We start from the raw sequence: 21,326 nt of genomic DNA, 5'->3' as shown, positions 1-21,326 counted from the left end.
GTCGGCGGAACGGCGATCCGGGCCCTCAGTCGATCAGCGCGGAGTAGACCAGCTGGCGCAGTTGCGGGCGGATCGGCCAGGTGCTCGACGGCATCAGCTGGGTGAAGAACATCGCGGTGATCTGCTCGGCGGGGTCGACCCAGAACGCGGTGCTGGCCACCCCGCCCCAGTAGTACTCCCCGAGACTGCTCGGCACCCGGCTGGGGATCGGGTCGGCCACCACCGCGAAGCCGAGGCCGAACCCGATCCCGTCCAGGGTCGTCTCGGCGAACCCGCCGGTGGACAGGGTGCCCAGGTCCTGCCCGCCGGGCAGGTGGTTGCGGGTCATGAAACGCACCGTGCGGGGGCCGAGCAGGCGTACCCCGTCCAGCTCGCCGCCGCGCAGCAGCAACTGGGTGAACCGGTGGTAGTCGGCGGCCGACGAGATCAGCCCACCGCCGCCGGAGAGCAGCGCCGGCTTCTCGTACGCCAACCCGCCCAGCGCGTCGTGGCGCACCGCGCGGCCGGTCGCCGGGTCCGGCACGTACAGCGCGGCGAGCCGGGCGGCGTCGGCGCCGTCGACGTACCAGCGGGTGTCGGTCATGTCGAGCGGGCGCAGGATCCGCTCGGTGAGGAAGGTGTCCAGGCTCTGCCCGGAGACCACCTCGATCAGCCGGCCGAGCACGTCGCTGGCGACCGAGTAGCCCCAGGCGGTGCCGGGCTGGAACAGCAGCGGCAGCTCGCCGAACGCCCGGCAGGCCGTGGCCAGGTCGACGCCCGCCGGCGGGTACAGGTCGTAGCCGGCGGCCCGGTACAGGCCGTCGACCACCGAGGTCTGCATGAAGCCGTACGTCAGCCCGGCGGTGTGGGTCAGCAGGTGCCAGACCCGGATCGGCTCGACCGCCGGCACCGTGTACGGCTTGAGCGTCGACCCCTTCGAGTAGACCCGCATGTCGGCGAACTCGGGCAGCCACCGGCCGACCTCGTCGGTCAGCTCGAAGTGGCCCTCCTCCCAGAGCATCATCGCCGCCAGCGAGGTGATCGGCTTGGTCATCGAGTAGATCCGCCAGAGGGTGTCCGCCTCGACCGGCGCGCCGGCCTCCCGGTCCCGCAGCCCGTACGCCGAGCTGTGCGCGATCTCGCCGCGCCGGGTGACGACCACCTGGAACCCGGCCAACCGGCCGTCGTCGACGTACCGGCCGAAGTGCTCGTCGATCCGGGCCAACCGCGCCGGATCGAAGCCGACCTGTTGCGGTTCGATGCTGCCTGCCATGCTCACCCGACCGAACCTACCGGCCGGTACGCGCGTCCGGAAGGCGCGGGTGTCAGTGCCGACGTTTAGCCTGCGGACATGCCGGAGCCGATCGAGGACGTCACCTTCCACGACGAGGACTGGTACGCCGAGGAGCTGACCGACCGGCACTACGTCCGTTGCACCTTCCACCGGGTCGACCTGACCGAGGCGACCAGCCGCGGCGCCGTCTTCGACAGCTGCACCTTCGGCGACGTGCTGTTCAACGTTTCCCGGCACACCGACTCGGCCTTCACCCGCTGCGTGTTCACCCGGTGCAACCTGTTCGAGGCGGAGTTCATCGGCTGCAAGCTGGTGGGCAGCACGTTCGACCGGTGCGACCTGCGCCCGCTGACCGTCGACGGGGGAGACTGGTCGTTCGTCACCCTCGCCGGGGCCGACCTGCGTGGTGCCCGGTTCACCGGCGTACGGATGCGCGAGACCGACCTGGCCGGTGTCGACCTGACCGGGGCGACGGTGCACGGGGTCGACCTGTCCGACGTGCAGTGGCGCGGTGCCCGGCTGTCCGGTGCGGATCTTCGCGGCAGCGACCTGACCGGGTTGGATCCGACGGCCGTGCAGCGTGCCGGGGCCGTCATCGACGTCGGGCAGGCCGTGGCCCTCGCCCATGCCCTCGGCTTCGACGTCCGAGTCTGACGGGCTCACAAACTGGACACACCAATCCGCCCGACTAGCGCGGAAGGTCCCTTGAATGCGAATGTGAAGCAGCCCCACAACCGGGTCGAGTCCGCCGGCGCGAGGCCGGTCCGGCAGAAGTGGAGAGTCGGTGGCGGAGGAACAACCCGCACGGGCCAGCACCTCGGCGTCCCGCCCCACCCGGGCGGCCGGCCACGGTGGATCGGCCCGGCACCGCTCGGCGACGAGCCAACAGCAGCTGCCGGGCCCGGAGGGCGAGAGCCGCTTGGCCGCCCGGCGGCTCGTCCGGGTCCGTCGGCGGCGCCGCTACGCGGTGGAGACGGTCGCGGCCCTCGCCGGCCTGCTGACCCTGGTCGCGTACGTGAACTGGTCGTCGGAGCCCGGCCCGGACGACCAGGCGGAGTCGGACGGCCTGCCGGCGGTGGTCGGGCGGCCGAGCATGGCCAGCCGCGAACCAGCCGCTCCGCCGGTACCGGGGCTGCGGCCCCGCGAGCGTACGCCGAGCCCCAGCCCGACCCCCAGTCCCACCGTCGCGCCGGCGCCTCCGGCGGCACCGGCGGTGCTCACCGTCAGCCGGTCGGACATCCCGGCGACGGTGGACCTGACCGAGACGGGCCGGCGGGACTGGATGCACTGGGGGCTGGGCGGCGCCGGCGCGACGGTACGCAAGCACGACGGCTCCGCCGAGATCCGCGACCTGGGCGGTCAGGGCGAGCGGGGCGGCTGGGACGGCAACCAGGAACTGTTCCGGTGGCGCGACGGCGCGCCGGAGAAGTCCGCCGACGACACCCCCGACGGGGTCTACACCTGCGGTGTGGGCAGTGGTTTCAACCTGGCCGTCGTGTCCGACGGGGAGCCGCGCACCGCCACCGTCTACCTGGGTGTGTGGATGGCCCGGGGCCGGCTGGACGCCCGGTTGACCGGCGGCGGCCCCAGCCGGACGCTGCGCCTGGAGGAGCGGCACACCAGCCAGTCCACCAGGGCCACCATCCGGTTCGAGGCGCCGAAGGGGTCGCGCCTGTTGCTCACCTGGACGGTGGAGGAGATCTTCACCCCGCACTGCGGCAACGTCGGCCTGCAGGCGGTCGCGCTGCGCTGACCGATCCGCTGACCGTGTCGGTCGGCAGTGCCGACGGCGGGTGTCGGCGTTGGACGGCTCGGCGAGCCCGGTGCGGAGTAGCGTGGGCGGCGATCGACCCACGATCCGGGAGGACCGATGAGCACGGGTGAACAGGTGCTGGACAGCCCTTCGGGCTGGGTGGCCGCGCACATCAACCGGTACGTCGACACTGGCGGCGCCGACGGGCACGAGTGGCGGCCGGGCGTGTTCACGCTACTGCTGACCACTCGCGGCCGGCGCAGCGGCAAGCTGCGGCGTACCGCGTTGATCTACGGCCGGGACGGCGACGCGTACCTGGTGGTGGGCTCGCAGGGTGGCGATCCCCGACACCCGGCCTGGTACCTCAACCTGCTGGCCGAGCCGGAAGTGCAGGTGCAGGTCGGCGACGAACGGTTCACCGCGCGGGCCCGGACCGCCACGGCCGAGGAGAAGTCCCGGCTGTGGGCCACCATGACCGGCATCTGGCCGGCGTACGACGACTACCAGGCGAAGACCGACCGGGACATTCCGGTGGTGCTACTGGAACGGGTCTGACCTGGGTATTCGCACCGGAAGCCGCCCTCGACGAGGGCGGCTTCGGTTTGGGTCGTCGCGGTGAACACGGATCGGTGATCATTTTTGACGGCGTCGGGCCGGGTTACGACCCCGGCCACACGGCGGCCCAGTTGCGGGCGCAGGGCGCCGGCTGAGTCACCGGGACAGTTTGTCCGTCGCCTCAGGTTCGGTGGACCGTAACGTCCTGCTGTCCGTATTCGACCGTCCTCTGTGGAGATCAGGCCGATGAACAGCAGGAGCACCGTCCGCCCGTTGTCGCCCACCGGCGAGCCGGCCGGGTTGGCACTGCGGGAGATCCCGCTGCCGCCGTACGTGACCGCCGAGGACGCCCAGTTCGCCGTCCGGGCCGTGGTGGTGCACGCGCCCCGGAGGTGGTCCGGCGGAACGGTCTGCCGCAACGACGCCAGCCCGCACCCCTGCCGGCTGCACCGGTGGGGCACCCGGGTCCTCGCGGCGCGCGGTCTGCACGCCGCCGACATCGCCGCGCTGATCGAACGAGGCGATCCCGCCGCGCCACTGCCGCCCCGCTCCACCGCCTGAGGGGAAACCGAGTCGGGTACCCGTTCGAAGCGCCGTCATGCCCACCAATCGCACTGACGGCGCTCTATTTGACGGATCCCGCGACAGCGTGCACCGTGGGCAATGGAGGGGCCCTGAGCTGCCCCGACGGGACGGTGGCTGCCACCGCCGGGCGCGGTGCGCCAAGGTGGCCAGCATGAGGCGGCGCCGTCACCGCCACCTGTGCCGGTACGCGGGCCGAGTCCGGCCCGCCCGCGGATCCGCAACTCCATGCATCCGCACCGGGAGCCGAGAACCCACGAGGAGTCCCGTCATGCTCACGATGACCGACAACGCCGTCCTGGTGATCCGTGACCTCGCCACCCAACAGGACGTCGCCGATGGCGGCGGCGTACGCATCGCCGCGGACACCGCGGCCGGGTCGCTCAGCGTCGAACTGGTCGCCGCGCCGATCGACGGTGACCAGGTGGTGGACAACCAGGGTGCCCGGATCTTCCTCGACTCCGACGCCGCCGACCTGCTCGGCGACGCCTCGGTCGACGCCACCGTCGACGACGAGGGCATCGTGCAGTTCGGGTTCACCGAGAAGTAGTGACCGCCGGCTCAGCCGGCGCGGCGGATCTCACCGCCGCGCGGCGCACGGCCGCGCGGCGCCGGCGGTGCATCGGGGCGTCCCGCCCCGGCACCGGCCGGCCGGCGTAGCGCGTCCAGCACGTGGGCCAGGTGGTGCGAGGTGCTCCAGGCCAGCCAGTTGGTCGTCGACCCGGCGCCGGCACCCCGTCGGGCCCGGCGCAGGATCTCGTGGTCGCCCCAGGAGTAGCCCGCACCCGCCGCCGGCCAGTGCGGCGCCGACACCAGGGTGCGGCACAGGTCGGCCACCCGCTCGTCGCCGCGCCCGCCCCGGCGTGACCAGCGGTAGACCCACCAGGCGCCGTCACCGGTGTAGCGGACGGTCGGCAGCCGGTCGCCGGCCGGCTCGGTACCCGGCACCGCCGAGGCCACCCCGTAGTCGCCGTACCCGACACCGAGGCTGGCCAGCCGCTGCCAGAGCAGCCAGTCCCACCGATCAAGGCGGACCGGCTCGTCGGCGGGCAGCCGGGAAAGTGCCGGCGGCATCCCACCGGCCACCACGCTGACCGAACGCCACGCGTGCCGTCGCGCCCAGTCCAGCACCCGCCGGACCCGGGGCTCGGTCGCCCGTACGTCCGCCGGGCAACACACGTCACCGCAGTCGACCAGTAGGTCGCACTGCTCGGGGGCCAACTGGGCGTACCGCCAGATCCGCTCAATCGCCGTGGTGGTGGCGTCGGGGCCGGCCCGGTCCTGGCTGATCCGCAGCCGCACCGTGGCGCGCCCGGTGTGCGCCCGCGCCGCGGCCCCGTGCGCCGCCAGCCGCCGCTCGCCGTCCGTCAGGCCGATCACCGGCATCACCGGTACGCCCCAGCGGGCCAACTCTGATTCGGCAACGTCGGGCAGGGCGCTGGCATCGACGGCCGGGACGAGACCCGGCGGCAATCGGCGGAGGGCGTCCACCACGGCACCATCCGCAGTGGACAGGGACAGGATCGGGGCGAGCATCGGGGCGAAGGCGCTGTCGAGGTGGCCGAGCGCTTCCAATTCGCCCCGCCGGGCGGCGAGGATCGGGCGGTAGACCGGTTCCGCCGCCCGGCCCATGTGGGCGGGCACCATAATTTAATGTAGCCAGACGGTTACCCTCCCCCCCAGGGCAATCCACCCGGAATTCCTCTGACAGCTGTCCGCTCCCTGACTATCGTCACCGCGTGCCCGACGCCCCGATGCGATACCGGTCCCCTGACGAAGACAGCGCTCGCTGGCAGGGCTTCGCCGTCCGCCCCGGCGACATCGTGATCAGCACCCGCTCGAAGAGCGGGACGACCTGGATGCAGATGATCTGTGCGTTGCTGGTGCTGCGTACCCCGGATCTGCCGGCCCCACTGACTGAGCTGTCGCCCTGGCTGGACTGGCTCGCCGAACCGGCGGACGAGGTGTACGGGCGGCTGGCCGCCCAGCGGCACCGCCGTTTCATCAAGACCCACACTCCGCTGGACGGCGTACCGGCCGACCCCCGGGTGCACTACATCGTGGTGGCGCGTCACCCGTTGGACATGGCGGTCTCCCTGCACCACCAGGGCGCGAACCTGGACCGGAGCCGGCTCGCCGAGCTGACCGGTCAGCCCGAGGGACCGGAGCCGGACCAGCCTCCGCCGCCGGTCGAGCAGGCGCTCGTCCGCTGGATCGACGCGGATCCCGACCCACGTACGGAGCTGGACTCGCTGCCGGGCGTCATGTGGCACCTGCGGGACGCGTGGGCCCGGCGGCACCGACCCAACGTCCACCTCGTGCACTACGACGACCTCTCCGCCGACCTGACCGGGCAGATGCACCACCTCGCCGAGCTGTTGGACCTCGACCCACCCGGTCCGGACCTGGTCGAGGCCGCCACCTTCGACCGGATGCGGGCCCGCGCCGACCGGCTGGCACCCGATCCGGCGGGGGTGTTCAAGGACCGTCGGGCCTTCTTCCGCAACGGCCGCTCCGGCCAGGGCAGCGCCCTGCTCGACGACGCCACCCGGGCCCGCTACCGGGCCCGGGCCGCCGCGCTGGCCCCGCCCGACCTGCTCGGCTGGCTGCACCGCGACGGCTGACCGTGACGTGACGGCGCCCCGGCGCGGCGGGTGCCGGGCCGGGGCGCGTCGGGCGGGCCGTCACCGGCCGGGAAGCGTCCGTCAGTCGTCGTACCGGTCGTCATCGTCGTCGACCGGCTCGTGCTCGGCCTTGACCACCGCGCCGGTCGCCCGGTCGACGTCGATCTCGTGCTCGGTGCCGCCCTTGATGATCTCGACCTCCCAGACCGGTCGGCCGTGCTCCCGGTCCCGCTCGATCTCGACGATCCGGCCGCCGCCGACGTGCGCCAGGGCGATCTCGCCGGCCCGCTTCAGACTCACCGCCTCGCCGCCGGTGGCCGGCGCGTCGCGGCCCGGGGCGGCCGGCGTGCCGGTGCCGCCCGGGTCGGCCGGGACGTTGGTGGGGTCGCCCGGCGTGCCGGAGGTGTTGCTGTCGTCCGGTGTGCCGGAGGTGTTGCTGTCGTCCGGCGTGGCGTTGTCGTCCGGGACGCCGAACGTCGTCGGGTCGCCGGTCGCGGAGGTCAGGGTGGTCTGTCGGGCCCGGTCGCCGTCGGCCGCCGTGACACCCAGGAACACCCCGGCCACCGCGAGCACCGCCGCCGCGCCACCGACCGACGCCATGATCAGGGGGTTGCGCTTCATCGTCTCCACCTCTCCTCGGTTGTTGCATCGAGGATCGGTGCCGGCGCGATAGCAGCGCGCTGTCCGGACACTAAGGCCCGGTTAAGAGCGACCGGCAACAGGGCGGCGTCAGGCCCGTGGCGGGCCGAGTCGGAGCAGCACCTCGGCCCCGCCACCGGGCCGCTCGCCCAGTTCCAGCCGGCCGCCGCTGGCCTGGGCCGCCCGGTGGGCGATGTCCAGCCCGAGACCGGTCGACCCGGCCTGGCTGGTGCCCCGGCGCACCGAGTCCGCCGGCATCCCGGGGCCCTCGTCGGCCACGGTCAGCACCACCTGATCGCCGGCGGGTGCCAGCCGCACGGCGAACGGCGTGCCGTCCGGGGTGTGCGCGAAGACGTTGCCGAGCAGCGCGTCCACCGCCGCGGCCAGTTCGTCGGCCGGTACCCCGACCGGCAGCGGGCCCGGCGCCAGGTCGAGGTCGACCGAGCGGCCGGTGTCCTCGGCCAGCACCGACCAGAAAGCCACCCGGTCGGCCACCGTCACCACGGCGTCGGTGACCACCGCGCCGGCGGCGGGGGTACGCCAGCGGGCCTGCCGGATCAGCCCGGTCACCGCCCGCTCCAGCCCGTCCACCGCCTCGGTGACCCGGGCGGCGTCCTGCGGGTCGCGCAGCGACTCGGCCTCCAGGCGCAGCGCGGTCAGCGGGGTCCGCAGCCGGTGCGACAGGTCGGCCACCTGCTCCCGCTCCTGCACGAGCAACTCCTGGATCCGGCCCGCCAGGTGGTTCAGCGCCCCGCCCACCTCGCGCAGCTCAGCCGGGCCCGCCGGGCTCACCCGCGCGTCCAGTTCGGCGTTGGCCAGCCGATGCGACACCGCCGACAGCTCGCCGATGGGGCGGACCAGGGTGCGGGCCAGCCGGTCGGCCACGGCCAGACCGATCAGCACCAGCAACACCCCGAGCAGGGCGAGCACCAGCCAGGCCCGGCCCACCCCGCTGGTCATCTCGGCGTACGGCACGACGGTGCGGATGACCGTGGTGCCGTCGGCCCGGCCCTGCACCGCGATCACCACCTCCCGGCCGTCGGCCGTCTCGGCGGTGAGGCTCTGCCCCCGTCCGGCCAACTCCACCGCCGGCGTGACCGGGCTCAGTGAGCCGAGCACGGTGCCGTCGGGCAGGAACACGCTGACCGGCCGGCCGGACTCCGCGGCGAGCTGCTCGACGGTCAGCCGGATGGTGTCCGGGTCGGCGGTGCCGACCACCGGGGCGAGGCTCTGCGCGTCCGCGGTGGCCCGCACGGTCACCCGGTCCTCGGCGGCGGTACGCAGCAGCAACGCCAGCGGCACCAGGAAGGCGATCACGATGAGCACGCTGACGGCGGCGACCAGCAGCGCCAGCCGCACCCTCACCCGCCGACCTCCGGGGAGACCAGCCGCACCCCGACCCCGCGTACGGTGTGCAGGTAGCGCGGCTGCTGGGCGCTCTCGCCGAGCTTGCGGCGCAGCCAGGACAGGTGCACGTCGACGGTCTTGTCCGCCCCGCCGTACGGGATCTGCCACACCTCGGTCAGCAACTCGCGTTTGGTCACCACCTCGCCGACCCGGGTGGCCAGGTGCCGCAGCAGGTCGAATTCGCGGGGGGTCAGCTCGACCGGCTCGCCGTCGAGGCTGACCTGCCGCGACCGGGGGTCGATCCGCAGCCCGCCGACCACCACGGTCGGGTCCTCGCCGGTCGGCCCGCCGGGCCCACGGCGCAGCACGGCCCGGACCCGCGCGTCGAGTTGGGCGGCGGTGAACGGCTTGACCACGTAGTCGTCGGCCCCGGCGTCGAGCACCCGGACGATCTCCCGCTCGTCGTCGCGGGCGGTGGCCACGATGACCGGCACCGTGCTGACCGCGCGCAGCATCCGCAGCAGCTCGCGGCCGTCCAGATCGGGCAGCCCGAGGTCGAGTACGACCAGGTCGGGGCGGTCGTCGAGCGCGTCGCGCAGCCCGGTCATCGCGGTCGCCGCCGCCGCCACCGCGTGTCCCCGCTCGCGCAGCGCCCGCACCAGCGGGGTACGGATGGTCAGGTCGTCCTCGATCAGCAGCAGGCGGGCCACAGCAGGCAGGGTATCCCCGGCGACGCGGGCCGGCCGGGCTCGTTAACCCTCTCTTAGCGTTGCCCGAAGGTCGCCCCAACCCGCGATCGGGGATAGTCGGGTGATGGGCCGTCGTACGATCCTCGCCGTTGCCGGGTGGCTGGCCACCGCGGTCGTCGCCACCCTGATCGGAGTCGCCGCGATCCGCCTGGTGGGGGAGAGCCTCACCGGAACCCCGGGCGGCGTTCGCAGCCAGGAGGAGATCGCCCGCGCGCTGGCCGAACCGGTGCCGACCGTCCCGGCCCCGTCGACCGGCGTCCCGACAACTGGCCCGTCGGGGCCGACGGCGTCACCGGCCAGCCCGACCGCCGAGCCCGGCAACCGGCGCAGTTTCGCCGGCCGGGGTGGCGGCGTGGTGGCGGAGTGCGTACCGGGCGGGGTGTACCTGGTGTACTGGTACGCCCACCAGGGCTACCAGGTGGACGACGTCGACCGTGGCCCGGACGACGATGCCGAGGTGAAGTTCGTCGGCCCTCGCGGTGATCACGAGTTGAAGGTGCGCTGCGTGGGCGGCGTGCCCTGGCTGGAGCCCGACGATGACGACTGAGGAACCTATGCGTTGTCGCTCCGCCGCAGGTCAACGGCATGATCAATTGATCCACTGTCCTTGATCGGACAGCCGTACGCCTGGCTGTCGGCCGAAGACGCGTCATACGTTCGATGCACAAAGGGTGCTGATCCCCCCTTTAGGCGTCGATCGCCACCGATCGCCTTTGGGCGCTGATTGGCGCTGACCGGAGAGGAGTCCGATGTCCAGCGCGCATGCCAGGAGCAGATGGGCGGCGCAGCCGGCGCCGGAAGACGAGGCCACGGCCCGCGCCGACGCCGAGCACACCAACTGCGCCGGCGTCGGTATGCCACTGACCGCGAGAGTGCTGTTCGCAGTGGTCAACGCCGACGGTGACCTGGTCCGAGGGCTGGGCGCGGCGACGGCCAACCGGCTGCGTACGGGGATGTACCAGGTCGTCTTCGACCAGGACGTGACCGGCGCCAGTTGCGTCGGCACCGTCGGCCTGACCGGCAGCACCGGCCTCGCGCCGGCCGGGCAGATCGCGGTCGCCGGCCGCACCGGCATCCCGAACGCGGTCTTCGTGACCACCTTCGACAGCGCCGGGGCGCACGCCGACCGGCCGTTCCATCTGGCTGTGCTCGCCTGACCCGGCCGGCCGGCCGGCCGCACCGGCCCCGGGCGCGAGCGGAGTCGGCCCGCGCACGAGCGCGCGGCGCCGTTCGACCCGAGGATCGAAACGTCGCCGCGCTCGGCCGTCTCCCACCGCCGCAGCCGTACGGCGGTACGTCAGCGGGGACCTGGCGTGACCGGACCGTTCCGGTCGGTCGTGTCGATCCCCGCTCGGCGGTGCGCCAAACCCTCGAACCGTGGCCAATTACACCATTTGCGATTCCCGGCGTGCGCTGGCCCGCGACGGGGTATGTGCCTGACATGGAGCACTTCACTATCGCGACTGTCGCCGAGAAGAGCCCGGACTTCCGGCGCGTGCTGTGGACCGGGCAGCGTACCCAGCTGGTCATCATGACCATCCCGGCCGGCGGCGAGATCGGCGAGGAGGTCCACGAGGGCATCGACCAGATCCTCACCTTCGTCAGCGGCACCGGCGAGGCCCGCGTGGCCGGCGAGCGGCGCGAGGTCGTGCAGGGTGACCTGGTGGTGGTGCCGGCCGGTACCAGGCACAACTTCGTGAACACCGGACCGAACCCGCTGGTGCTCTACACCGTCTACGGCCCACCGGAGCACGCCGACCAGGCGGTGCACCGGACCAAGGCGGAAGCCGACGCGGCCGAGGCCGCCGGCCAGGACGAGCCCCCGACCGCCTGACCACCCTGCCGCGGTCGTCGGGCGTCAGCTCGGGAAGACCGGTACGCCGGAGACGTCCACCGTCTCCGGGTACTTCACGCCCGCGCCGGTGTTGAGCACCACCACCCGCTCGCCGGCGCGGATCCACCCGCCGGCCCGCAGCTTCCGGGCGGCGGTCAGGCAGGCCGCCCCCTCCGGGCAGAGCAGCAGCCCCTCCCGGGCGGCGAAGTCCCGCAGGTCGGTGAGGATCTCGGCGTCGTCCACCGCGATCGCGGTGCCGGCGGTGGCCCGCAGCGCGGTCAGGATCAGCTCGTCGCCGAGCGGCGCCGGGACGGTGATGCCGTACGCCACCGTCTGTGCGTCCGTCCACGGCTGGGCCCGGTCCTCCCCGGCGGCGAACGCGCGCACGATCGGTGCGCAGCCGGTGGACTGCACCGCCACCAGCCGGGGCAGCTTGTCCTCGATCCAGCCCAGTTCCCGCAGCTCGTCGAGGGCCTTGTGGATGCCGATCAGCCCTACCCCGCCGCCGGTGGGGTAGACGATCACGTCGGGCACCTGCCAGCCCAACTGCTCGACGATCTCGTACCCCATCGTCTTCTTGCCTTCCAGGCGGTACGGCTCGCGCAGCGTACCGGCGTCGAAGATGGTGCCGGCGGAGGCCGCGACGAGCGCGGCGACCCGGCGCCCGGCGTCGCTGATCAGTCCGTCGACCAGGCGCAGGTCGGCGCCGGCGGCCACGCACTCGCGGCGGCAGATGCTCGGTGCGTCCAGCGGCATCACGATCGTCGCGCCCAGCCCGGCCCGGGCCGCGTAGGTGGCCCACGCGGCGCCCGCGTTGCCGTTGGTCGGCATGGCGATACGCCGGATGCCCAGCTCCCGGGCCCGGCTCACGCCCACCGCCGCTCCGCGTGCCTTGAACGAGCCGGTCGGGGTCAGCCCCTCGTCCTTGACCAGCAACTCGTCGACGCCGATCTCGGCGCCGTACGCCGGGGCGCGCAGCATCGGCGTCCAGCCCTCGCCGAGGGTGGTGACGCAGTGCGGGTCGGCCACCGGCAGCAGCTCCCGGTAGCGCCACAGGTCGGCCGGGCGCAACCCGAACCGCTCCGGCTCGACCACCCGGGCCACCGCGGCCAGGTCGTAGCGGGCCAGCAGCGGAGAGCCGCACTCGCAGAGGTTCTGCGGTACGCCGGCGTCGTGCTCCCGGCCGCAGCGCGGGCACTTCAGGTGGGTCAGGTACACGATGCTCCTCGCCGTCTCAGCTCGCGTCGACGCTGCGCCACGCCGGGCTGCGCCGCCCCGGCTGGTAGACCGAGTCCAACCGCTTCGCCACCACCCCGGGCAGCCCCTGCTCGCGCGCGGTGCGCAGGGCCTCGGCACCGGTGCCGGGAAACCACGGCGGAGTCTGCCAGTGCGGTCCGGCCAGGGCCAGACCGTCGAGCAGCTCCCGGCGCTGCGGGTACGGCAGGTCGGTGCTGTTCAGCCCCTCCAGCCAGAGCAGGTCGACGAGCAGGTACTGGGCGTCGGCGGTGGACCGCCCGCCACGGGCCGGGCGGACCCGACCGGCCCGGTCGATGCGGACCAGGACGCCGTCCAGCACCGCCTCGGTCGGGGCCAGCGCCTCGGCCATCGGGCGCAGCCACGGGTACGTCCCGGTGATCTCCTCGCCCGTGCCGGAGAGCAGCCGCAGCCGCCCACCCGAGACGTACGCCATCGCCCGTACGCCGTCCCAGCGCAGCTCGTACCCCCAGTTCGCCTGGTCGGCGGGGAGCCGGCCGGTCGGCGTGGGATGCATCGGCTCGACCAGCTCCGGCATGCTGGTCCAGCCCGGCGGGGCCGGGTCGGTGCGGCGCACCATCCAGTCCCGGCCGTCCCGGCCGTCCCGGCTGCCGGTGGCGAACAGCACGTACCGCCCGGAGGTCCGCGCGCCGTGCAGCTCCACCACCACCTCGCGGTCCTGCCACTTCTCGCAGCGGTAGGTGCCCTGGTCGTGGATGGTCATCCGCCCGCCGCCGTACTCGCCGGCCGGGATCTCGCCGGAGAAGTCGAGGTACTCCATGGGGTGGTCCTCGGTGTGCACGGCGAGGTGGTTGCGGCCGGGCTCCCGGGGCAGCCCCCGCGGCACCGCCCAGGAGGCGAGCACCCCGTCGTGCTCCAGCCGCAGGTCCCAGTGCAGGCTGCGGGCGTGATGCTGCTGGATGACGAACCGGGCCCGGTCTCCGGTGGCCCGCCGCCGGCGGGGACGCTCGGCCGGCACCGGCTCCGGGGTACGCGCCGCGTTCCGCTTGCGCCGGTACTCCTCCAGCCGGTCAGCCACACCCGCATTCTCCGGCAATCCGGAGGGGCGCGCCCGGTCCCCGGGCGGGTCGGCGCGCCCGATTCGGGGCCCGGCGGCGGTCATCGGGGGTAAAACGGTCGGTATGGACCACGCTGACCACCCCACCGCCGTCCTCCCCGGCGACGTCCGGATCCCCCTGCTCGGGTTCGGCACCTGGCAGGCCACCGGCGAGGCCGGCTTCAAGGCCGTGCTCGCCGCGCTCGACGCCGGCTACCGGCACATCGACACCGCCACCATGTACGGCAACGAGGAGGAGGTCGGCCGGGCCGTACGCGAGAGCGGGCTGCGTCGGGAGGACGTCTTCATCACCACCAAGCTGCCGCCCGAGCGGGTCGGCCGGGAACGGGAGACGATCGAGGCGAGCCTGCGTGCCCTCGGCGTCGACCACGTCGACCTGTGGCTGTTGCACTGGCCACCGAGCGAACCCGGCGACCTGATCCCGGCCTGGCGGGAGATGCTCGCCGCCCGCGACACGGGCCTGGCCCGGGCGGTGGGGGTGAGCAACTTCGGCACCGGGCAGATCGACGAGCTGATCCAGGCGACCGAGGAGAACCCGGCGGTCAACCAGATCCGGTGGAGCCCGTTCCTGTACGACCGGCAGCGGCACGCCGAGCACCGCGACCGCGGCGTGGTGCTGGAGGGCTACAGCCCGTTCAAGACCAGTGACCTGTCCGACCCGGTGTTGACCCGGATCGCCGGCGCGCACAACGTCTCGCCGGCCCAGGTGGTGCTGCGCTGGCACATCGACCACGAGACGGTGGCGATCCCCAAGTCGGTGACCCCGGAGCGGATTCGGGCCAACGCCGACGTCTTCGGCTTCTCGCTGACCGCCGAGGAGATGCGCGACATCGACGCCCTGGGCGGGTCCTGAGCTGGTGCAGTCGCGGGCGGCCGGTCCGCGTCGGAAAACTTCATAGGCGATCGATCGGACGAAGACTATCGACATCGACGGCCGTTGCGCTGTACCGTCTCGGCCAAATATCGACAATCGTCGTCGTCCGGAGGGTTGCCATGGCCTCTGCCCGCCCCGTCCGTCTGCGCCGCCGAGGACTGCTCGGCGTACCGGCCCTGGTGGCCGCCGCGCTCACCCTCCTCGCCCGGCCCGCCGCCGCGAGCGCCGCACCGCCGGCCGAGTGCCTGGCCGACCTGCTCCGGGAGTCCTGATGGCCACCATTCCGTGGCTGGTGGACGTGCTGCGCGGCGCCGGCGTGCAGGTGGTGGTGGAGGGCGACTGGCTCAACCGGATGCGCCCCGGCTCGTTCGACCCGATCGGGGTGCTCTGGCACCACACCGCCTCCACCTCCAGCGCCAGCAACCCGCACCCGGCCCTCAACATCTGCATCAACGGCCGCCCGGATCTGGCCGGCCCGCTCTGCCAGGCGCTGGTCGACTACCACGGCGTCTTCCACGTCATCTCCGCCGGTCGCTGCAACCACGCCGGCGCCAGCGGTGGCAGCGGGCCGATCCCGGCCGGTGACGGCAACACCCTGATGATCGGTTGGGAGATCGACTACAACGGGGTCAACCAGTCGATGACGGCCGCCCAGTACAACGCCTCGGTCGTCGCCACGGCCGCCGTGCTCACCCGGCTCGGCCGGGATGCCAGCCACGCCCGGGGGCACCGGGAGACCAGCACCACCGGCAAGATCGACCCGTCGTTCATCGACCTGAACGCGATGCGTGCCGACGTGGCGGCGCGGATGGCCGGCGGCAGCGCGTGGAGCGCGACGGTGGACAACACCACCGGCGGGCGGTTCACCGCCAGCGCCAACTGGGGCGTCTCGTCGTACTCCGGGCAGCGCTACGGCGCCGATTACCGGTACGCCGACCCGGTCGCCGCCAGCGACGCCGCCTGGTACCGCTTCAACGTTCCGGCCAGCGCGAACTATCGGGTGGAGGTCTGGTACCCGGCCAACGCCGGCTACAACAGCGCGACGCCGTACATCGTGGCCACCAGTGGCGGCAACCAGACGGTGTACGTGGACCAGCGCACCGGTGGCGGTCAGTGGCGCGGCCTCGGCACCTTCGCCCTGCCGGCGGGCGACGCCAACCGGGTGGCGGTGAGCCGATGGAGTTCGGCCAGCGGCTATGTCATCGCCGACGCCGTACGTCTCACGCGGGTCTGACCGGCCCGGCGGTGGCGTTAGGAGGGGCCCCTTCCTATGCACGAGGCGTTAAGAAGGGGCCCTTCCTTGCGTTCAGGAGCGGGTGCAGGCCGTGCCGTTGAGGGTGAAGCTGGACGGGGAGGAGTACGCCCCGCTCAGCGTCCCCTGGTAGCCGAAGCTGGCCGTGCCGCCGGGGGCGAGCGTGCCGTTCCAACTCAGGTTCCGGGCGGTCACCGACGAGCCACTCTGGGTCACCGTGGCGTTCCAGGAGCTCGTCACCTGCTGCCCGGACGGCAGCGAGTACGCCAGGGTCCAGCCGTTGACGGTGCTCGACCCGGTGTTGGTGATCTGCACGTCGGCGGTGAAGCCGTTGTTCCACGAGTTGGCGGTGTACTTCACCGCGCACGTGCCGCCGCCGTTGACCGCGGCCGAGAAGTTGGTCACCGCCAGTCCGGCGCCGCCCTGCCAGGGCTCGAACCCGGCCTGGATGCTGGTCAGGTACCAGGAGTTGGTGATCGCGCCCCGGTTGCGGGTGTCGTTGATGAAGGCCAGCAGGTTGAGGTTCGCGCTGCTGATCGCCGACGGGGCCAGGTACGAGATGACGTTGTTGGAGCCGTTGCTGCCCCGCCACACCTCCCAGCTGCGGCCGTCGATGGTGGCGGTGCCGACCGGGGAGCCGATGGGCTGGATCGGGCCCTGCCGGTTGAGCCAGATCATGATCTCCATCTGGTTCACCCCGTCCCGCTTCGGCGACGGGTCGAGCCAGATGTCGTACGAGGCGTTGTAGGTGGCCCCGCTGACGTACCGGTAGCTGATGCTGCTGTTCGCGCTGCTGATCTGGCTGACCTGGATCGGCAGGTTGGTGCCGGGGGAGCAGTTGGTGTAGTGGCAGCCGAAGAAGATCGACGGGTACGCCGTCGGGGCACCGTTCGTCGGGTTGCTGCCGTTCTGGGTGGTGATCTCGAAGCCGGTGCTGGTGACGTTGATGCACTGCTGGGCGCTGGTGCCCCAGCGGTTGTTCTGCACCACGTACCGGTTCTGGATGACCGTGCTGCCGTACTGCTCGCAGATCTGGGTGTCGGCGGAGGCGGTGCCGCCGAGGGCCACGGCGACGATCGAGCCGGCGGCGAGCAGGCCGACGGCCACGATGGCCCGCAGGGGACGTCTCATGATGCTCCTTGCGCTGCGGCGTCACCTGGACGCCGGGACGGGTTGCGGACGGAGCGGTCGGAAACGCCCGCCGACGGGGGTGGGACCCGGGAGCGCTCCCATGCTCATCGTCACATTTACATCCTTGAAACAAGAGGCGCAACCGGTGCGGGTTAATGTGGGGAAATATGAGGTGCGCCACGGGTGCGACCAGCGGTCACCCGGTGATCCCCCGGCGGTGGGTGGACAGCGCCGACGGGCGGAGCCGAGCGCGCCGAGGGGCGTCGCCAGCGGCCGGTTTGCCTCTGGTGTGCGCCGATTGCGCCGAGTAGTGTCTTGCCTCCAACGCGTGCCGAACCCCTCCGGAGGCGTACACCCCCATGCGTAGCTCCCCCCTGCGCATCCTCGTCGTCGGCGCGGGCATCGCCGGCCTGGCCGTGGCCCGGGCGCTGCGCCTGGCGGGCTTCCGGCCCGACGTCACCGACAAGGCGCCGCCGGGCGAACTCAACGACGCCGGCCTCTATCTCCCGGGCAACGCGGCCCGGGCGCTGCGCCGGCTCGACCTCGACGGCCCGGTACGCCCGTTCGGGCAGGTCATCCACCGGCAACGCTTCCTCGACGCGGCCGGTGCGCCGCTGTGCGAGGTCGATCTCGACGCGCTCTGGACCGGGGTCGGGGAGTGCCGCGCGCTGCCCCGCGCCGACCTGCACCGGGTGCTGCTCAGCGGAGCCGGCGGCGCGGTCCGGCACGGCGCCGAGGTGCGCACCATCGAGCTACTGCCGGCCAGCGTCGGCGTCACCTTCGTCGACGGCACCCAGACCGAGTACGACCTGGTGATCGGCGCCGACGGGCCGCGTTCCTCGATCCGTGCGCTGGCCGCCCTCGGCGGGCCGCCCCGCCCCGCCGGCCAGGTGGTCTACCGCGGCGTCGTGCGCCACGGCCCGGCGGTCGACGAGTGGACCGCACTGCTCGGGCAGCGCTCCGGTTTCCTCGTGGTGCCGATCGGCGCCGGCCGGCTGCACTGCTACGCCGACGAAGCCGGCACCGAACCGCCGGCCGACCCGAAGGCCCGACTGCGCGAGCTGTTCGGCCACTACGGCGGGCCGGTGCCGGAGGTGCTCGACGCGCTCGACGGGGTGCACGTCACCACCACCGACGAGGTCGAACTCGGACGCTGGTACCGGGGTCGGGTGCTGCTGGTCGGCGACGCCGCCCACGCCACCGCGCCCACGCTGTCCCAGGGAGCCGCGATGGCTCTGGAGGACGCAGTGGTGCTCGCCGAGTCGCTGCACGCCGCGAGCAGCGTGGAGGCGGCGCTGACCGGCTACGAGAGTCGCCGCCGGCCGCGTACCCGATGGGTGCGGGACCGGACCCGGGACCGCAACCGCACCCGGGACGTGCCGCCGGCGCTGCGCGACCCGCTGCTGCGCGGGCGCGGCGACCGCATCTTCGGCGAGCACTACCGGCTGCTCCTCGGCCCGCTTTGATCCACCCCCGGCGACCCCACGCGGCACTGCCACCTGCCGGGGACTATCCTCCTTGCGGATAACGGCCCGCAGAGACAGCGTGTGCCGAGCGGGACAACCCAGAACCGGAGGCCACTCGTGACCACCGTCGCACCCAAGCCGGTCGTGACCCGGCCCTGGCCGGTCCGGGAGCCGGTCAAGGGGTCGGCCATCGCGCGGCTGCTGCGGACCACGGACGCGAAGCAAATCGGGATCATGTACATGGTCACCGCGTTCGTGTTCTTCATGATCGGTGGCCTGATGGCCCTGATCATGCGGGCCGAGCTGGCCCGGCCCGGGCTGCAGTTCCTGTCGCCTGAGCAGTACAACCAGCTGTTCACCATGCACGGCACGATCATGCTGCTGTTCTTCGCGACGCCCATCGTGTTCGCGTTCGGCAACTACGTGGTGCCCATCCAGATCGGCGCGCCGGACGTCTCGTTCCCGCGGCTGAACAGCTTCGCGTACTGGCTCTACCTGTTCGGTGGCACCATGGCCACCGCCGGCTTCCTCACCCCGGCCGGCGCGGCGGACTTCGGCTGGACCGCGTACACCCCGCTGAGCACCATGGAGCACGCTCCCGGCGTCGGCGCCAACATGTGGGTGGTCGGTCTGGCCATCTCCGGTCTGGGCACGATCCTCGGCGCGGTCAACCTGATCACCACGATCCTGACCCTGCGCGCACCCGGCATGACCATGTTCCGGATGCCGATCTTCACCTGGAACATGCTGGTCACCAGCCTCCTGGTGATCCTGGTCTTCCCGCTGCTGGCCGCCGCGCTGTTCGCGCTCGCCGCCGACCGTCTCCTCGGTGCCCACGTCTACAGCCCGGAGACGGGCGGCCCGATGCTGTGGCAGCACCTGTTCTGGTTCTTCGGCCACCCCGAGGTGTACATCATCGCGCTGCCGTTCTTCGGCATCATCAGCGAGATCATCCCGGTCTTCTCCCGCAAGCCGATCTTCGGCTACAAGGGCCTGGTCGCCGCGACCATCGCCATCGCCGGCCTGTCGATGAGCGTCTGGGCGCACCACATGTTCGCCACCGGCCAGGTGCTGCTGCCGTTCTTCAGCTTCCTGAGCTACCTGATCGCCGTGCCGACCGGCATGAAGTTCTTCAACTGGATCGGCACCATGTGGCGGGGCCAGATCAGCTTCGAGACGCCGATGCTGTGGTCCGTCGGCTTCCTGGTCACCTTCCTCTTCGGTGGCCTGACCGGAGTGCTGCTGGCCGCCCCGCCGCTCGATTTCCACATGCACGACTCGTACTTCGTGGTGGCGCACTTCCACTACGTGCTCTTCGGCACCATCGTCTTCGCGGTCTTCGCCGGCATCTACTTCTGGTTCCCGAAGATGTTCGGCCGGATGCTCGACGAGCGGCTCGGCAAGATTCACTTCTGGCTGACCATGATCGGCTTCCACACCACCTTCCTGGTGCAGCACTGGCTGGGCAACGAGGGCATGCCCCGGCGGTACGCCGACTACCTGCCCGGCGACGGCTTCACCACCCTGAACATGATCTCCACGGTCGGCGCGTTCATCACCGGTATCTCCACGCTGCCGTTCATCTACAACTGCTGGAAGTCGTACAAGGCCGGCCCGCTGGTCGAGGTCGACGACCCGTGGGGCCACGGCAACTCGCTGGAGTGGGCGACCAGCTCGCCGCCGCCGCTGCGCAACTTCGACCGGATGCCGCGAATCCGCTCCGAGCGGCCGGCGTTCGACGCCAAGTTCCCCGAGCTGGCCGCCGGGCAGACCCTGGCCGGCCCGCCCGAGGGCGGTGCCAAGCTGCTGACCAGCGAGGCCGACGGTGGCGCCAGCTACACCGAGGACATCGCCAGCGACATCGACCGCCGCTGACGAAGTCCCACCCGGACGCACACGACGGGCGCCACCCCACCCCGGGGCTGGCGCCCGTCACCCTTTCCATCCGACGCCGTGGCGTTCGTCGCCCTCCACCCCGCCGCCCAGCACCCGTCGCCCGGCGCCCGTTGCCTTGCTGCCGAGGTGGCCCGGCACCCGTCGCTTTGCCGTCGAGGTGGCCCGGCACCCGTCGCTTTGCTGCCCGGGTGGTCCGGCATCCGTTGCCTTGTCCACCCGGGTGGTCCGGCATCCGTTGCCTTGCCCACCCGGGTGGTCCGGCATCCGTTGCCTTGCCCACCCAGGTGGCCCGGCGCCCGTTGCCTTGCCGCCGAGGAGGCTGGCTCCCGTCGCTTCGCCGCCCAGGTGGTCCGGCGCCCGTTGCCTTGCCACCCGGGTGGCCGGCACCTGTGGCCTCTTCACTCTCAGGCTGGCGTTCGACGGCGGTCCGGTGCTCACTAGAGCGTCCGCTGACGGGGCTTGATCATCACAACCTTCGAGGACGGTTGCCTGGCCGACTGAGGGTCGGCTGGTCTTCCGCAGCCGACCGAGATTCGAGATCTTGGACAGTTTCCGTTCCGTCTGAACGACAACTGTCCAAGATCTCCTCAGTGCATCCCGCTCTTTGGGACGACACCGGGGCGGGGAGGCGGCAATCGCCACCGTTCGGCGAGATCCGTGGACCTCGTCGCCGATCTCATGATCAAACGCGAGGTCGCGAGGTCGCGAGGTCGCGAGGTCGGGCGGTCGCGAGGTCGGGCGGTCGCGAGGTCGGGCGGTCGCGAGGTCGGGCGGTCGCGAGGTCGGGCGGTCGCGAGGTCGGGCGGTCGGACGGTCGGGCGGTCGCGAGGTCGCGAGGTCGGGCGGTCGGGCGGTCGGGAGGGCATGAGGCCGCAGGCATGAGGCCGCGATGCAGTGAGGGCGCGATGCAGTGAGGGCGCGATGCAGTGAGGGCGCGATGCCGTAAGGGCGATGGCGCGATGGCGCGATACCGCGAGGGCGCGATGGCGCGCGGGCGCGGGAGCGCGATGGCGTGAGGG

22 protein-coding genes are annotated in these 21,326 nt (G+C 72.4%); 14 read left to right on the top strand and 8 right to left on the bottom strand.

Translation table 11 applies throughout. The features are described from left to right. Positions 1–25: 25 nt before the first annotated feature. Positions 26–1,252: a serine hydrolase domain-containing protein gene (locus tag C1I95_RS11620; RefSeq protein ID WP_438941302.1), complete on the bottom strand. Its 1,227-nt coding sequence runs from the start codon at positions 1,250–1,252 to the stop codon at positions 26–28. Positions 1,253–1,330: 78 nt separating this feature from the next. Here C1I95_RS11620 and C1I95_RS11615 point away from each other — a divergent pair, with 78 nt between their 5' ends. The 5 genes from C1I95_RS11615 (at position 1,331) to C1I95_RS11595 (ending at position 4,713) form a co-directional block, all read left to right on the top strand. Continuing rightward, the gene (locus tag C1I95_RS11615) at positions 1,331–1,927 is read left to right on the top strand and encodes a pentapeptide repeat-containing protein (protein WP_111213809.1); all 597 of its coding nucleotides are present in this window, start codon (positions 1,331–1,333) and stop codon (positions 1,925–1,927) included. Positions 1,928–2,057: 130 nt separating this feature from the next. Then, complete coding sequence (locus C1I95_RS11610; protein ID WP_233513568.1) at positions 2,058–3,026, top strand: hypothetical protein; 969 nt, start codon at positions 2,058–2,060, stop codon at positions 3,024–3,026. A 117-nt stretch (positions 3,027–3,143) separates the two neighbouring features. Beyond that, a complete protein-coding gene (locus C1I95_RS11605) occupies positions 3,144–3,581 on the top strand; it encodes a nitroreductase family deazaflavin-dependent oxidoreductase (RefSeq protein WP_111213808.1) in 438 nt (145 codons plus the stop codon). A gap of 246 nt (positions 3,582–3,827) precedes the next feature. Continuing rightward, positions 3,828–4,142 (top strand): hypothetical protein, encoded by a 315-nt coding sequence (locus C1I95_RS11600; RefSeq protein WP_111213807.1) that lies wholly within the window; start codon positions 3,828–3,830, stop codon positions 4,140–4,142. Between the two features lie 292 nt (positions 4,143–4,434). Continuing rightward, positions 4,435–4,713, top strand: a complete 279-nt coding sequence (locus tag C1I95_RS11595) for an adhesin (protein ID WP_111213806.1) — start codon at positions 4,435–4,437, stop codon at positions 4,711–4,713. A gap of 11 nt (positions 4,714–4,724) precedes the next feature. Here the strand turns inward: C1I95_RS11595 and C1I95_RS11590 are convergent, their stop codons facing one another. Then, positions 4,725–5,810 (bottom strand): beta family protein, encoded by a 1,086-nt coding sequence (locus tag C1I95_RS11590; protein WP_199523707.1) that lies wholly within the window; start codon positions 5,808–5,810, stop codon positions 4,725–4,727. A 92-nt stretch (positions 5,811–5,902) separates the two neighbouring features. Here C1I95_RS11590 and C1I95_RS11585 point away from each other — a divergent pair, with 92 nt between their 5' ends. Next, a complete protein-coding gene (locus tag C1I95_RS11585; protein ID WP_111213805.1) occupies positions 5,903–6,787 on the top strand; it encodes a sulfotransferase domain-containing protein in 885 nt (294 codons plus the stop codon). An 81-nt stretch (positions 6,788–6,868) separates the two neighbouring features. Here C1I95_RS11585 and C1I95_RS11580 read toward each other — a convergent pair whose 3' ends face one another. From C1I95_RS11580 to C1I95_RS11570, 3 genes are all read right to left on the bottom strand, one after another. Continuing rightward, positions 6,869–7,408 carry a PepSY domain-containing protein gene (locus tag C1I95_RS11580; RefSeq protein WP_111213821.1) on the bottom strand — a complete coding sequence of 180 codons (540 nt, stop codon included), beginning with the start codon at positions 7,406–7,408 and terminating at the stop codon, positions 6,869–6,871. Positions 7,409–7,516: 108 nt separating this feature from the next. Next, positions 7,517–8,791 (bottom strand): sensor histidine kinase, encoded by a 1,275-nt coding sequence (locus C1I95_RS11575; RefSeq protein WP_111213804.1) that lies wholly within the window; start codon positions 8,789–8,791, stop codon positions 7,517–7,519. Beyond that, on the bottom strand, positions 8,788–9,483 hold the full coding sequence (locus C1I95_RS11570) for a response regulator transcription factor (RefSeq protein ID WP_111213803.1): 696 nt from the start codon (positions 9,481–9,483) through the stop codon (positions 8,788–8,790). Before C1I95_RS11570 ends, C1I95_RS11575 begins: the two co-directional genes overlap by 4 nt. Before the next feature lie 103 nt (positions 9,484–9,586). Here C1I95_RS11570 and C1I95_RS11565 point away from each other — a divergent pair, with 103 nt between their 5' ends. The 3 genes from C1I95_RS11565 to C1I95_RS11555 all read left to right on the top strand — a co-directional run bounded on the left by C1I95_RS11565 (position 9,587) and on the right by C1I95_RS11555 (position 11,356). Continuing rightward, positions 9,587–10,069 carry a septum formation initiator gene (locus tag C1I95_RS11565; RefSeq protein WP_111213802.1) on the top strand — a complete coding sequence of 161 codons (483 nt, stop codon included), beginning with the start codon at positions 9,587–9,589 and terminating at the stop codon, positions 10,067–10,069. Between the two features lie 202 nt (positions 10,070–10,271). Continuing rightward, positions 10,272–10,679 (top strand): hypothetical protein, encoded by a 408-nt coding sequence (locus C1I95_RS11560; RefSeq protein ID WP_111213801.1) that lies wholly within the window; start codon positions 10,272–10,274, stop codon positions 10,677–10,679. A 284-nt stretch (positions 10,680–10,963) separates the two neighbouring features. Beyond that, entirely contained in the window at positions 10,964–11,356 is a 393-nt protein-coding gene (locus C1I95_RS11555) for a cupin domain-containing protein (RefSeq protein ID WP_111213800.1), read from the top strand. A 24-nt stretch (positions 11,357–11,380) separates the two neighbouring features. On the opposite strand, the gene C1I95_RS11550 is transcribed toward C1I95_RS11555, so the two are convergent. Then, a complete protein-coding gene (locus C1I95_RS11550; protein ID WP_111213799.1) occupies positions 11,381–12,574 on the bottom strand; it encodes a threonine synthase in 1,194 nt (397 codons plus the stop codon). A 16-nt stretch (positions 12,575–12,590) separates the two neighbouring features. Then, the gene (locus tag C1I95_RS11545) at positions 12,591–13,649 is read right to left on the bottom strand and encodes a DNA polymerase ligase N-terminal domain-containing protein (protein WP_111213820.1); all 1,059 of its coding nucleotides are present in this window, start codon (positions 13,647–13,649) and stop codon (positions 12,591–12,593) included. A gap of 103 nt (positions 13,650–13,752) precedes the next feature. On the opposite strand from C1I95_RS11545, the gene C1I95_RS11540 reads away from it, so the two are divergent. From C1I95_RS11540 to C1I95_RS11535, 3 genes are all read left to right on the top strand, one after another. Beyond that, a complete protein-coding gene (locus tag C1I95_RS11540) occupies positions 13,753–14,541 on the top strand; it encodes an aldo/keto reductase (RefSeq protein ID WP_111213798.1) in 789 nt (262 codons plus the stop codon). Positions 14,542–14,681: 140 nt separating this feature from the next. Continuing rightward, positions 14,682–14,834 (top strand): hypothetical protein, encoded by a 153-nt coding sequence (locus C1I95_RS35765; protein WP_199523706.1) that lies wholly within the window; start codon positions 14,682–14,684, stop codon positions 14,832–14,834. Next, complete coding sequence (locus C1I95_RS11535; RefSeq protein WP_111213797.1) at positions 14,834–15,796, top strand: golvesin C-terminal-like domain-containing protein; 963 nt, start codon at positions 14,834–14,836, stop codon at positions 15,794–15,796. The genes C1I95_RS35765 and C1I95_RS11535 overlap by 1 nt, the downstream gene beginning before the upstream one ends. Positions 15,797–15,868: 72 nt before the next feature. On the opposite strand, the gene C1I95_RS11530 is transcribed toward C1I95_RS11535, so the two are convergent. Next, complete coding sequence (locus C1I95_RS11530; RefSeq protein WP_111213796.1) at positions 15,869–16,945, bottom strand: glycoside hydrolase family 12 protein; 1,077 nt, start codon at positions 16,943–16,945, stop codon at positions 15,869–15,871. A 359-nt stretch (positions 16,946–17,304) separates the two neighbouring features. On the opposite strand from C1I95_RS11530, the gene C1I95_RS11525 reads away from it, so the two are divergent. Continuing rightward, positions 17,305–18,411, top strand: coding sequence for an FAD-dependent monooxygenase (locus tag C1I95_RS11525; RefSeq protein ID WP_111213795.1), 1,107 nt, complete (start codon positions 17,305–17,307; stop codon positions 18,409–18,411). A gap of 117 nt (positions 18,412–18,528) precedes the next feature. After that, positions 18,529–20,286, top strand: a complete 1,758-nt coding sequence (ctaD, locus tag C1I95_RS11520) for an aa3-type cytochrome oxidase subunit I (RefSeq protein WP_111213794.1) — start codon at positions 18,529–18,531, stop codon at positions 20,284–20,286. Positions 20,287–21,326: the final 1,040 nt, after the last annotated feature.

This window comes from Micromonospora craterilacus (assembly GCF_003236315.1).
In the GTDB taxonomy this organism is placed as follows: Bacteria; Actinomycetota; Actinomycetes; order Mycobacteriales; family Micromonosporaceae; genus Micromonospora; species Micromonospora craterilacus.
This window is presented reverse-complemented; position numbering and strand designations above follow the sequence as displayed.